Raw genomic sequence first — 13096 nt, forward strand, 5'->3', positions numbered from 1 at the left:
ACAAGGCTTTCTGACATTCATGTGCGTACGGTGATCTATCCTGACATCGACACGGGGCGTCGGAAAACGGTCGCCTGGACAAGGCATTTCCACGCGCATGCCAGCAGTCGATCGAAGTCGTTGAATCGCAAGGCAATGATCGCCAGATGCCATTATTTTCCTCGGTTGGAGGCTCGACAGCGAGTACCTCCGGTCGATCCCATGGACTGACTGCCTTGGCGATCCGATTCGTCCTCGACCGCCCTGTACGCACGCTTTGTCAGATTCTGCTGACGGGTGTCGTGTTGGCGAGTCTGGCGAGTACCGACTGGGATTTCTCGCTGATCACCCGCCGGGCGACTGCGCTGTATGGCGCTTCGATAGAGGGGCGCCACCGGGTCGATGAATGGCGGGCGATGCTCGATGGGCGCAGGCCTGCCACCGACCTAGAGCTGCTGCAGCGGGTCAACCTCTTCTTCAATCGAGAGCTGCGTTACGTCGAAGATATCGATTTATGGGGCGTCGACGATTATTGGGCCACGCCTGTCGAGGCGCTGTGGAAGGGCGCTGGCGACTGTGAGGATTTCGCCATTGCCAAGTATTTCAGCCTGCGGCAATGGGGTATGCCCGCCGACAAGCTGCTGATCACGTACGTCAAGGTCCTCAACCCCGAGCGCCCGCATATGGTGCTCACGTATTACCCGGACGGGGATGGCGAGCCGATCGTGCTCGACAGCCTGACCGACAGCCTCGAACCGGCCGACGCCCGCAAGGACCTGCTGCCGGTGTATGCCTTCAACGGTGAGGGCGTTTGGTTGCCGGATGCCACGGACGCCTCCATAGGGAGCAACAGTATCGCGGGGGATATCAAACAGCTGTCCCGCTGGCAGGACGTGTTGAACAAGATGAAAGCCGAAGGTTTTCCGGTCGAGGGCAACACGCCCTGATCCATTCGACAGAACAAGGAATCGCCCATGACCCTGTTCAAACAGCTGTTGCTTGCCATCTGCGTGTTCATGCTTGTCGCGTTCAGTGGCGGCTTCATGGTCAGCCTGGAAAGCTCCCGCGACCAATACGTGAACCAACTGCGCTCCCACGCTCAGGACGCGGCCACTGCGCTGGCACTGTCCCTGACACCGTCGGTGGATGACCTGACGATGATGGACCTGATGGTCAGCTCGATCTTCGATAGCGGCTATTACGCGCGAATTCGCGTGGTAAACCCTGCAACGGGCAAAATCCTCGTCGAGCGCAGCGCCGTGCCTGCAGCGACCGCGCCGGACTGGTTCATCGAACTGATCGCCTTGCAGCCCGCAGGAGCCAGCGCAATTGTCAGCCGTGGCTGGCGGCCTGCGGCCCGGGTCGAGGTGGTCAGCCACCCTATGTTCGCCATCGGCAAGCTATGGCAGTCCGCGGTGGGCAATCTAGGCTGGCTATTGCTGTGTGGGGTCGTGAGTTTTCTGTTGGGGGCGTGGCTGCTGCGGCGTCAGCTCAGGCCGCTGGATTATCTGGTCGAGCAGTCTCAGGCGATTGGCCGCCGCGAATTTCTCAGCGTGCCGCAACTGCCGATGACGCCTGAGCTGCGCAGGGTGGTGCAGGCCATGAACCAGATGGTCGACAAGCTCAAGGCGCTGTTTCTCGAACAGGCCGAGCGCACCGAAAAGCTGCGCATGGAATCCTACGAAGACAGCCTGACGGGGCTCGCCAATCGCCGCTATTTCGACATGCGTTTGCACGCGCACGTCAGTCAGGTCGAGGACGCCCGCTCGGGCTATCTGCTGCTGATGCGGGTCAACGACCTGACAGGGCTCAACGAGCGCTTGGGCAGCCACAAAGCCGATGCGCTGCTGGTGGCCGTCAGTGATGTGCTGGTGCGCCAGTGTTTCAATCACGCCGAAGCGCGGCATCTGATCAGCCGGATTCGCGGGGGCGAGTTTGCCGTGCTGGCGCCGGGGCTGGTGAAGGAAGAAGCGCTGCAATTGGCCTACGAACTGGAAACGGCGTTGTGCAGCCTGCGTGGCACCGGCGCGTCGGACGTTAGCCCCGCTGCGTATATCGGCCTGGCGCCGTACAGCCCTGGCGATTCAGCGCAGACCTTGCTGGGCCTTGGTGATCAGGCGCTTTCCCAAGCCGAAACCCAGACCGACCGCATCTGGTATTGCATCGAACACAGTGCGGTCGGAAGCCTCGAAGATGATCATCACGTGTGGTACGAGCTGTTGGATCAAGCCCTGACCGAACGCCGCTTTCAGCTGTTTTTCCAGCCGGTGATGGATGCCCGCGACGTGAGCCGCGTGCTGCATTTCAAGGTGTTGTCGCGGGTGATCGATGACGAATCGCAGACCCTGCCCGCGGGGCGACTCCTGCCGTGGATCGAGCGCTTCGGCTGGTCGGCGCGGCACGACCGGGTGATGCTCGAAACGGTCTTCGACCAGCTCCCTCGACATGACCAGAAGCTGGCGCTGAACCTGTCCGCTGCGACGCTTTCCGACGCGGGCGCGTTGAACGAGGTCATGGACCTGCTCAAGCGCCACGCGCATCTGGCCCCTCGATTGATTCTGGAAATCGGTGAGGAGCAGGTTCCTGATCAGCAGACCCTTGAAGCACTGACTCGCCGTCTCAAGGATTTAGGCTATTCGTTGGCGCTGCAGCACTTTGGTGGGCGGTTCAGCATGATTGGCAACCTGTCGAGCCTGGGATTGGCCTACCTGAAAATCGAAGGCAGCTACATCCGGGCCATTGATCAGGAGCGGCACAAACGGTTGTTCATCGAGGCGATTCAACGGGCGGCGCACAGCATCGATCTGCCGCTGATTGCCGAGCGGGTGGAGACGGAAGGGGAGTTTGTCGTGCTGCGGGAGATGGGGATTCAGGGGGTGCAGGGGCAGTTGTTTGGTGATCCTGCGCCTTGGAAATGAGGCGACCGACCAGAGCTCGCCTAACAACCTGTAGGAGCGAATTCATTCGCGAGAGGCCTGTTCAGTCGACATGAATGCGTCGCCTGTACACAGTTTCGTCGGGATGCCGCCCAGAATGAATGTGCTCCCACAGGGATTCAGAAAACCGGAGGAGTTACAGATACCGGCCCGTCACAAAATGCTGCACATCATTGAACCCCGGCGTCGAAGCATGACCCGGCGTGACCAGCGAATCGATGAACGCCTCATCTTCCGCCGTGATCTGCACGCTCAGCGCTTTGGTATAGCTGTCCCACTGTTCTTCGGTGCGCGGGCCGACGATGGCCGAGGTCACTGCCTGGTTGTTCAGCACCCAGGCAATGGCGAACTCCACCAGGCCGACGCCCTTGTCCTGGGTGTACTGCTGCAATTTCTGCGCGATGTGCAGCGACTCGGTGCGCCACTCCGTTTCCAGAATGCGCTTGTCCTGACGGCCTGCGCGGCTGCTGCTGTCGGGCGTAACGTCCGGCGCGTATTTGCCGCTGAGCACGCCGCGCGCCAAGGGGCTGTAAGGCACCACGCCCAGGCCGTAGAACTTGGCGGCGGTGATCTGCTCAAGTTCTGCCTGACGGTTGACGATGTTGTACAGCGGCTGGCTGATCACGGGTCTGTCGACCCCCAGACGCTCGGCGACATTGACCACTTCAGCGATGCGCCAACCCCGAAAGTTGGACACGCCCCAGTAACGGATCTTGCCCTCGCGAATCAGGTCGCCAATGGCGGAAACCGTCACTTCCAGCGGGGTGCTGTGGTCTTCTTTGTGCAGGTAATGAATGTCGATGTAATCGGTGTCGAGACGGCGCAGGCTGGATTCGATTTCATTGAAAATGTGCTTGCGGTTCAGGCCGCTGGTGTTCGGCGCAGTGTTGCCTGAACTGCTGCCGACTTTGGTGGCCAAGACCCATTCGCTGCGGCGGGAGGCAATGGCTTCGCCGACGATTTCTTCGGAGCGACCGGCGTTGTAGACGTTGGCGGTGTCGATGAAATTCACGCCTTCATCCCAGGCCTTGTCGATGATGCGCAGCGACTCTTCGGTGCTGGTCTGCACGCCGAACATCATGGAGCCCAGCGTCAGTGTCGAAACCTTGAGGCCGGATTGGCCAAGAATGCGGTGGTTCATTGCTCGATATCCTTTTCGTCAGGGAGATAGAAATAAGGACAGCTCTAGGCCGGACATACTCGCCTGTTTATGACGGATTTGAAAAGTGACAATTTCGGCACGGCGAGGTAGACGCTTATTGCCGCACGGGTTTCACAGGAATGCCTGATGTACGCCATCCACTGTAGGAGTGAGCTTGCTCGCGATCGCGATTTACCAGTTGATGTATTCGTTTCTGACACTCCGCAATCGCGAGCAAGCTCACTCCTACAGGTATTCATTCGCATGAGGGCGAGGGGCAACGAGCCGCTGGTTCAGGGAGCGATGTCAGCGGTTGTGAGCCTCGCATTGCGCCCCGCCAAAAAACATAACGTGCCACCCACCGCCGTCAGCCCCGCCAGCACGTAAAACATCGTTGGCGCAGGCGAGTTGATCAATAAATAACCACAGATCACCGGGCTCATCGCGCCACCGAAGGCCGCGAGGTTTTGTGCGCCCAGGTAGCTGCCCCGCAGGTGTTCCGGGGCGATGGTGTCGACGAACAGGTACTCGGCGGGGTAGATGATCATCTCGCCCAGCGTGAACACGAACATTGCCGCACACCACGCCACCGTCGTCTGGGCGAAGCTGAAACCGAACAGTCCGACGGCAAACAACGCAGTGCCGAGGCAAATCCAGTACGGCAGTTGTTCGCGCTTGAGAAAACGGCCGATCTGGTACTGCATCAGGATTACTGTGATCGCGTTGCAGGCCAACACCGCAGAGAGGATTTTCAGGGCTTGCGCCGGGGTGTGGGTGACCAGCAAAAACTGCGAGAGGTACAGCGTGTAACGGCCGTGAACGATGGTGCTGAGCAGGCTGCCGCCGGTGAACAGGATCAGCGTACGGTCGCCCTTCAGCGTGGCGAGGGTGTCGAGAAAACTGCGCGGCTGGTTTTGATTGTCCGCCACGGTCGGCGGGATGCCGATCATCAGAAACATGCTGCCGAACGCGATGGCGCTGGCAATCAGAAACGGCGCCAAAGGCAGTTGCCCGGCAATCAGCACGCCAAGCATGGGGCCGGTGGCGTAGCCGATGTTGGTCAGGGTGTAGCGCAGCGAAAACACCTTGGCGCGCTGACCGATGGGGAGGTTTTCGCTGATGATCGCTTTGGAGCCGATGAGGAACAGCGCCGAGGCGGTTTCGGTGATCACCAGGGTCAGGGTGGTCAGGTAAACGTTCTGGGCGAAGGTCAGCAGCGTGAAGCCGATGGCACTGGAGAGCATCGCCAGAATGAGCAGCTTGCGCTTTTCCAGCCGATCGATGATGTACCCGCCGTACAGCCCCAGCAGCGTCGCGAGGAACACCGCGATGCCCATCAACAGCCCGACGTCCTGCTGATTCAACCCCAGCTTGGTGCTCAGGAACAGTGTGAGTAACGGGCTGGTCATCGCGCGGCTCATGACGATGGTCAGTGAACAGACCATCAGGCGGCGGATGACGAGGGAGTAGGTGGCCACTGTTGTTTTTATGTCCTTGTTTGATCGTGACCCGGAGCCTGTAGGAGTGAGCTTGCTCGCGATGTCGGTCGAACAGCCATAGGGATGCTGACTGACAGATCGCAATCGCGAGCAAGCTCACTCCTACAGTTTGTCGGCGTACCTATACAAAGCGGCGAATCATTTGCCCTGATCCATCCCGACCTTGGCCACTGCACCCTGTTCCAGCTCCCACTTCTTCAGGATCTTGCCGTAGGTGCCGTCATCGACCATCGCTTGCATCGCTTCGGCAATCGCCTTCGCCAGCTCAGGATTGGACTTGTTCACGCCCAGGCCGGTGAACTGCTTGGAGATCGCCAGGCCGATGGGCTTGTAGGTGTCCTTCTCCTGCGACATCAGGTAAGGAATGGTTTCGCTGCCTTGCATGGCCGCGTCCAGACGACCCTGACGCAGTTGCGCGCGGGCGTCGGCCGAGCCTTCGGAACCGCTGACAACGATGGCAGGTTTGCCCTTGGCCTCGCAGTTTTCCTTGCTCCACGCCGCGATTTCCGCAGGCCAGGTGGTGCGGCGGCTGGTGCCGACTTTCTTGCCGCACAGGTCTTCAGGCTGATTCAGCTCGGTGTTTTTGGTGAGTGTGTACAGCTGTGGGCCGCTGGTGAAGTAATCGATGAACGTCACCGACTTCTGGCGTTCGGCGGTATCGGTCATGCCCGACAGAATGATGTCGAAGCGCTTGGTGACCAGGCCGCTGACCATCTGCTCGAAAGCCGTTTCCTGCCATTTGATTTTCACGCCAAGACGCTCGGCCAGCGCGTTGCCCAGGTCCACGTCAAGACCGGTCAGCGTGTTGGTGCTGGTGTCCTTGAAGTCCATCGGTGGGTAGTTCGGCACGATGGCGGCGGTGATTTCGCCTTTTTCCTTGAGGCTGGCGGGCACGTCAGCGAAGACCGCGGAGGAGGCCATCAGGCCTGCGAGTAACGTCGGGAGGATCATTTTTTTCATGGTCGTTCTCGTTTGTTCTGGTTTAGGTGCGAACGGCAGAAATGAAGCTTTGGGTTCTTGGGTTTTGTGGGCTTATTAGAATGTCTTCCGGGCTGCCGGCCTCCACAATCTGGCCCCCGTCCATGAACACCATGCGGTTGGAGACTTCGCGAGCGAAGCCCAGCTCATGGGTCACGACGATCATGGTCATGCCGCTGTGCGCAAGGTCGCGCATCACCGACAACACTTCGCCCACCAGCTCCGGGTCGAGGGCGGAAGTGGGCTCGTCGAACAGCATCAGCTTGGGCCGCATCGCCAGCGCGCGAGCGATGGCCACGCGCTGTTGCTGGCCGCCGGACAGTTCGACGGGATAGGAATGGCGCTTGTCCGCAAGGCCGACGCGGGCCAGCAGTTCGACTGCCTCTTCGTTGGCTTCCTTGGGCGAACGCTTGAGCACCTGGATCGGGCCTTCGATCACGTTCTGCAACGCGGTCATGTGCGGGAACAGGTTGAAACGCTGGAACACCATGCCGGTGCTCAGGCGCTGACGGGCGATCTGCGCGTCGTTCAGCTCATGCAGTTTGTTGCCGACGATGCGATAACCCACCAGCTCGCCATCGACCCACAGGCCGCCCTTGTCGATCTTTTCCAGTTGGTTGACGCAACGCAGCAGCGTGCTCTTGCCGGAGCCCGAAGGCCCGATGATGCACAGCACCTCGCCTTGCTCGACCTCGATGCTGACGTCTTTCAAGGCATGAAACTGGTCGTAATATTTGTTCAGGCCGACGGCTTTGACGATGCTTCTCATGGCGATTCTCCAGGGCCTGACTTACGAGCGCTTGCCAGCGCCGCGCGCGAAGCGCAGCTCCAGACGGCTCTGACCGAACGACAGCACCGTGACCACCGCCAGGTACCAGATACCGGCGACGATCAGCAGCTCCATGACGCGGGCGTTGGCGTAGTAAATGTTCTGAGCGTTGTGCAGCAACTCGGAGTATTGGATGACGCTGGCCAGGCTGGTCATCTTCACCATGCCGATGAATTCGTTGCCCACCGGCGGAATGATCACGCGCATCGCCTGGGGCAGAATCACCCGACGCAGCGCCTGCAAGCGCGGCATGCCGATGGATTTCGCGGCCTCGTACTGGCCGGTGTCCACCGACAGCAGACCCGCGCGCACGACCTCGGCGGTGTACGCGCCCTGATTGATGCTCAGGCCCAGCAGCGCGGCCACGAAAGGCGTCATCAGGCTCACAGTATCGAGCTGAAACAGGCCGGGAATGCCGATGACCGGGAAGATCAGCGCCAGGTTGAACCACAGCAGCAATTGCAGAATCAGCGGCGTGCCGCGAAACAGCCAGGTGTAGGTGATCGCGACGTAGCGCAGAATCGGGTTGGCGGACATGCGCATGATCGCGGTGATCACGCCGATCACCACACCGAGCGCCATCGCCAACACTGACATGATGATGGTGTTGAGCAGCCCCCAAAGAATCGCTTCGGAGGTCAGAAACTGGCCGATGTAGCTCCACTCGATCTGGCCGTTGGCGAACGCCCGGGCAAGACCCGCCAAGGCAATGACGATCAGCGTTGCGAAGAAAATGCGCCCGTAGTAGCGACGCGGGACGTGTTCGTACTGAGTGATGTCGAACTCGTTTTCGGCCTTTTTGCGCTCGGCTTGCAGACGTTCTGCCGGATTCTGGTTCATGGTGTCTCTCCGAAGCTGTTCAGGCCGCGCATGTTCGATTTCAGCGAGTGCACTTCAGGCGGATTGGCGAGTGTTCGGGCACGCATCCGAGGCTGGATATTCGCTGAGAGTGAGGGGCAGTGTCGCGTTAAAAGTCCTGATCGAAGTGTCAGGTTTTATTCTCTGATCGCAGCGACCGGGTCACTGATCAGGGCGTCGTGCAGATGGTTGCCAATCGCCATTTTCTGTGTTCATTATTATCAATCGGGCATGTTTTTGTTGTGGGTCAAAGCCTGTTGAATATGACGGGCGAGGTAAATAAGCATTATGGAAACTCCACTTTCCACTTCTGGAAACGTGCCGCCGAAACCGGGGATTCGTCCCCCTTTATCGCTCAGTGGAATGGACTTCAAGCTCCTGCGGGTTTTTCAGGCTGTGGTCGAGGCAGGCGGCTTCAGTGCCGCGCAAAACGAGCTGAACGTGGGGCTTGCAGCCATCAGCAAGCAGATTTCCGACCTCGAAATTCGTATCGGCATGCGGCTCTGCACACGCGGGCGTGAAGGTTTTCATCTGACCGAAGAGGGCAAGCTGGTCTATCAGGCGGCCATCGAATTATTTGCCTCGGTGGACACTTTTCGCGACCGGATTAGTTCGGCACAAAATGAACTGATCGGCGACCTGAGTATTGGCGTTATCGACAACACGATGTCCGATCAAAGTTCGCCGTTAATTGCCGCGCTTCGAACAATGCACGATGACGCGCCCAAAGTAAGACTGCGCCTCCATGCCTCGCAACTCGACGAAATAGAGCGGGGCGTGGTCGAAGGGCGATTGAGCGTCGGCCTCGTGCCGGTGTATCAGCGTCGTGAAGAGTTTGATTATTTTGAGCTGTATGAAGAATTGTCCCACGCGTATTGCGCGGTCGGGCATCCGCTGTTCAACGTCGATGACCGAGAACTGGACATCGACAGCCTGCGTCATTCCCAAGTGGTGAACCACCGCTATGCCATTCACCGCGACAAGGCCAGTTTCGTCAATGACGACAGCCAATCGGCGTCGGCCTCACAGGTCGAAGCGGTCGCGATGCTGATCCTCACCGGGCGCTTCGTCGGTTTCTTGCCCGAACACTTCGCGCGCAACCTGATCCGCGACGGCCAGCTCCGCGCACTGCGTCCTGACCTCATTCACCTGCGCACCCCCTTCAACCTCATCCTCCGCCAAAACGCCCCGAGAAGCCCGCTGGTCAAGGCGTTTGCGCAGGCGTTGGGGGTGGATTTGAAGCGGGTGATTTAAGTTGCAGCGTCACGCAATGGCGGCGAACGTCAAACCCGTGGCATGCACGACCTGACGCATCGTTTTCAAGGTGGGATTACCACTCGGGGACAACGCTCTACGGAGGCTTTCGCGAGAGAGTCCTGTTTTCGCTGCGATGACCGTCATCCCTCCGCGCGCCTCGACTACGTGTCTCAGGGCGGAGATAAACGCAATGTCTCCTCCTTCTTCGTCCAGCTCTTCGAACGCAATTCGGAGATACTCTGCTGCAAATTGCGGATCGTCCCGAATCATCGCAATGACTGTTTCGTCGTGATCACGTGATCTGGTCATGGCTTTCTCCACTGGTAATCGCCCCAGCACGCTATCGCTTTGTGGATATCCGCCTGCTGGCTACGCTTGTCGCCCCCTAGCAACAGCAAGATCAATTGCTTGTCGGCCAGGGCATAGTAAACCCGATAACCTGGGCCGTGATCGATCTTTAACTCCCAGACACCCTGGCCTACGGGTTTGCAGTCCCCGAATGCGCCTGCAGCGATTCGGTTGACGCGCATGGTGATTCTGGCTTTGGCGGTTCTGTCCTTCAACCGCTCTAACCAATGTTGGTAAAGATCTTCGCCGTTGGAGGACAGATAGTGTGTGACGTTATTCATGTGGGCGACTTTAGCGCCGCGGAATGTGTGGTGATGCCCGCTATCCTCGTTACAGCCGGTAGGAAATCGCGACAAGTTCTGTAGCGCTTATGAGTCCACCCTAGCCGTCACCCTAGTCGGCACTTAACGTCCGTGGCTTGCTCCAGAACAATGTGGATCAACGGCGATACCCCGGCAGCCCCCAATCTTCCAGCGGAAACTCTGCCAGCGACCCCAGTATCAGGTCCGCGTGGGCGTATTGCGCCACTGGCATGTGCGAATCCGGGACAGCCACCGCGTACATCCCGGCTGTCTTGGCAGCGGTCACGCCAAACGGCGAATCTTCGAACACCAGGCAGTCTTTCGGATCGACGCCCAACAACCGGGCAGCCGTCAGGAAGATATCCGGCGCCGGTTTGGCGGCCTTGACGTCCTGATGGTCAGCGGTCACCACGTGGCGGAACAGCTCGAACCACGCGCCATGATTATCCGTCTTCACCTTGAAATAGTGCAGCGACGAACTGGTGCCCACGGCAATCGGAATATTGTGCTCGGCGAGATGACGCACCAGCGCTTCGGCACCCGGCATCGGCGTTGCGTGAGGGAAGCGCTCGTCGAGCATTGGCTGACGAACCGTGAGAAATTCCTCGGCGGACATCGGCAGTTGCAGCGCGCTGATCACATACTCGGCGAAATCCTGCGAGCCACGGCCGATGGAGTGCTGCTTCACCGCCCAGTCGAACGTCTTGCCGTGCCATTTGGCGATGGTGTCAGTGACTTCGGTGTAGATGCCCTCGGTGTCCAGCAACAGGCCATCCATGTCGAAAATCACGGCCTTGATCGGCCCCTTCGGCGTTTGCACGTTGCTCATTTCATCGATCCCGTTTGCAGAGTGACGCCCAGCCTAACGCCTCGGCAAAGGCCGTGGCTAGGCGCAACGGCTGCAAAATGACCTCGTCAGGTGCTACTCTCGCCGGGCTCTGGGCAGCGCAAGGTGCTGCTCGGCGCCCCTGTTGTGGCGCCGGAACCCTCCGGGGTCAGGGACGACATCACCTCTCTTCAAGAACGGACATCTTCGAGTCGACACATGAAAAAATCAGTCAACATTGCCGTAGGCGTGGTCATAGTCGCAGGCGCTCTCATCACCGCTGGCGCCTGGTACACGGGCACCCGCCTCGAAGGCGTGCTCGGCGATGCCGTTCAGCAGGGCAACCAACAGATCCAGACCGCCTTTGCGGGTCACGAAGGCAGCGCGAGTGTGCAGCTGCTGTCGCTGGATCGGCATTTTTTCACCAGTACCGCCCACTACAAGTTCACGATTCAGAACCCCAAGCTGAATGAAGGCCAGCCGATCGAATTGCTGTTCGTGGATAACATCGAACACGGGCCGTTCCCATGGAGCCGCGTGAAATCGTTGAATCTGGTGCCGGTCATGGCTGCCAGCAACACCGAACTGGAAAAGAACGTCTTCTCCGAAAAATGGTTTGCCATGACCAACGGCCAAGCGCCGCTGACCGCCCATTTCAGCATGGGTTACGACCGCGCAGGGCAGGGCCGGATCGACTTCCTGCCGTTCCAGTTCGACGATCAGAACGGCTCGTTCAAATTCTCCGGTTTCACCCTGAACGCGTCGGGCACCGCCGACGGCGAAAAGCTCGAAGCCAACGGCGTGCTGGGTAGCCTGGACGTGACCGCGACCTCCGAAGAGGGCCCGGTGCACTTGACCCTCAACGACGTGACCTTCAACACGGGCGGCACCAAAGGCAAGTCCGGCTTCTACCTGGGTCACAGCGACGCGAAGGTGTCCTCGGCCACGTTCCAGGCCGCTGGCCAGCCGCCGATCCAGTTCAAGGATTTCGTCAACACCAGCCTGTTGCAGGAAGTGGAAGGCAGCCTGAACGCGCAAGTGAGCTACGACATCGGCAACATCAGCGTCGCGGGCAAAACCATCGGCTCTTCGCAGATGCTGTGGAAGTTTGCCAACTTCGACATCGCCTCCACCAAGAACCTGCTGCAGATCTACAAGGACAAAATCCAGCCGCAAGCCCAGGCGGCAGCGGCAATGGGCGAGTCCTACACGCCACAGTTGAGCGCGGCAGACCAAGCGCTGGTGCAAGCGGAAGTCGGCAAAATGCTGGCCGCCAAACCACACATCGAGCTGGAAAAACTGTCGTTGAAGACGGCCAATGGCGAGAGCCATTTCAGCCTGACGATGGATTTGGGGAATCCGACGTCCTTCGACCAGCCAGGCGCTGCGTTGCTCAAACAACTGCTGACCCAGGCCGACGCCAAGCTGGTGCTGTCCAAACCGATGATCCGTGACCTCGCTTCGCTGCAAGCGCAGTCGGCCGGCCTGACCGACCCGGCCGCCATCGCGCAACAGGCGCAGGGCGCCGCTGAAACGGTGGGCGGCATGGCGATCATGCTGCAAGTGGGCAAGGTCGAGGGCGACAACATCGTGTCCAACCTGCACTACGCCGACGACGTCGTAGACTTCAATGGCGAAAAAATGACCGCCCAACAATTCGCCGCCGCCATGATGGGCAAAGTAGTGATGTTCAATCGCGGGTATTGATTTCTCGTTGCCTGACAGGCCGCTTTCGCGGCCGTCGCACAGCTCCGGCAGCTCCCATAGGCTAAGCGTCGGCCGCCTTTCCGGGGTCGACCCGCATCCCGAATTTGATGTCAGTCGCAACGCTTCGCCCTGCATCAAATCCTGTGAGAGACGCTATCACGGCCGTCGCGCAGCTCCGGCAGCTCCCACAGGTTAAGCGTCGGCCGCCTTTTCCGGGGCCGACCTGCATCCCCGGATTTGATGTCAGTCGCAACGCTTCGCCCTGCATCAAATCCTGTGAGAGACGCTATCGCGGCCGTCGCACAGCTCCGGCAGCTCCCACAGGTTAAGCGTCGGCCGCCTTTTCCGGGATCGACCTGCATCCCGGATTCGATGTCAGTCGCAACGCTTCGCCCTGCATCAAATCCTGTGAGAGACGCTATCACGGCCGTCGCGC

12 protein-coding genes are annotated in these 13096 nt (G+C 59.6%); 4 read left to right on the forward strand and 8 right to left on the reverse strand.

The window, feature by feature from the left end; all coding sequences use genetic code 11:
* Window positions 1-215 precede the first annotated feature (215 nt).
* Both AAEO81_RS01500 and lapD read left to right on the forward strand, forming a co-directional pair.
* Window positions 216-926, forward strand: a complete 711-nt coding sequence (locus AAEO81_RS01500) for a transglutaminase-like cysteine peptidase (RefSeq protein WP_341961217.1) — start codon at window positions 216-218, stop codon at window positions 924-926.
* 27 nt (window positions 927-953) lie between these two features.
* Complete coding sequence (gene lapD, locus AAEO81_RS01505; RefSeq protein WP_341961219.1) at window positions 954-2897, forward strand: cyclic di-GMP receptor LapD; 1944 nt, start codon at window positions 954-956, stop codon at window positions 2895-2897.
* A 154-nt stretch (window positions 2898-3051) separates the two neighbouring features.
* On the opposite strand, the gene AAEO81_RS01510 is transcribed toward lapD, so the two are convergent.
* The 5 genes from AAEO81_RS01510 to AAEO81_RS01530 form a co-directional block, all read right to left on the reverse strand.
* Window positions 3052-4056, reverse strand: coding sequence for an aldo/keto reductase (locus tag AAEO81_RS01510; RefSeq protein ID WP_341961221.1), 1005 nt, complete (start codon window positions 4054-4056; stop codon window positions 3052-3054).
* Between the two features lie 293 nt (window positions 4057-4349).
* A complete protein-coding gene (locus tag AAEO81_RS01515) occupies window positions 4350-5534 on the reverse strand; it encodes an MFS transporter (RefSeq protein WP_341961222.1) in 1185 nt (394 codons plus the stop codon).
* A 159-nt stretch (window positions 5535-5693) separates the two neighbouring features.
* Complete coding sequence (locus AAEO81_RS01520) at window positions 5694-6515, reverse strand: ABC transporter substrate-binding protein (protein ID WP_166595873.1); 822 nt, start codon at window positions 6513-6515, stop codon at window positions 5694-5696.
* A gap of 22 nt (window positions 6516-6537) precedes the next feature.
* Window positions 6538-7302, reverse strand: a complete 765-nt coding sequence (locus AAEO81_RS01525) for an amino acid ABC transporter ATP-binding protein (protein ID WP_110946697.1) — start codon at window positions 7300-7302, stop codon at window positions 6538-6540.
* Between the two features lie 21 nt (window positions 7303-7323).
* Window positions 7324-8202, reverse strand: a complete 879-nt coding sequence (locus AAEO81_RS01530; RefSeq protein ID WP_166595872.1) for an amino acid ABC transporter permease — start codon at window positions 8200-8202, stop codon at window positions 7324-7326.
* Between the two features lie 306 nt (window positions 8203-8508).
* Between AAEO81_RS01530 and AAEO81_RS01535 the strand changes: the two genes are divergently transcribed.
* Window positions 8509-9474 carry a LysR family transcriptional regulator gene (locus AAEO81_RS01535; RefSeq protein ID WP_341961228.1) on the forward strand — a complete coding sequence of 322 codons (966 nt, stop codon included), beginning with the start codon at window positions 8509-8511 and terminating at the stop codon, window positions 9472-9474.
* 9 nt (window positions 9475-9483) lie between these two features.
* On the opposite strand, the gene AAEO81_RS01540 is transcribed toward AAEO81_RS01535, so the two are convergent.
* The 3 genes from AAEO81_RS01540 to AAEO81_RS01550 all read right to left on the reverse strand — a co-directional run bounded on the left by AAEO81_RS01540 (window position 9484) and on the right by AAEO81_RS01550 (window position 10956).
* Window positions 9484-9786 carry an addiction module antidote protein gene (locus tag AAEO81_RS01540; protein ID WP_341961229.1) on the reverse strand — a complete coding sequence of 101 codons (303 nt, stop codon included), beginning with the start codon at window positions 9784-9786 and terminating at the stop codon, window positions 9484-9486.
* On the reverse strand, window positions 9783-10106 hold the full coding sequence (locus AAEO81_RS01545; protein ID WP_341961231.1) for a type II toxin-antitoxin system RelE/ParE family toxin: 324 nt from the start codon (window positions 10104-10106) through the stop codon (window positions 9783-9785). The genes AAEO81_RS01540 and AAEO81_RS01545 overlap by 4 nt, the downstream gene beginning before the upstream one ends.
* Window positions 10107-10263: 157 nt before the next feature.
* The gene (locus AAEO81_RS01550; RefSeq protein ID WP_341961232.1) at window positions 10264-10956 is read right to left on the reverse strand and encodes an HAD-IA family hydrolase; all 693 of its coding nucleotides are present in this window, start codon (window positions 10954-10956) and stop codon (window positions 10264-10266) included.
* Between the two features lie 216 nt (window positions 10957-11172).
* Here AAEO81_RS01550 and AAEO81_RS01555 point away from each other — a divergent pair, with 216 nt between their 5' ends.
* Window positions 11173-12660, forward strand: coding sequence for a YdgA family protein (locus AAEO81_RS01555; RefSeq protein ID WP_341961233.1), 1488 nt, complete (start codon window positions 11173-11175; stop codon window positions 12658-12660).
* Window positions 12661-13096 lie beyond the last annotated feature (436 nt).

This window comes from Pseudomonas sp. RC10 (assembly GCF_038397775.1).
GTDB lineage: Bacteria > Pseudomonadota > Gammaproteobacteria > Pseudomonadales > Pseudomonadaceae > Aquipseudomonas > Aquipseudomonas bambusae.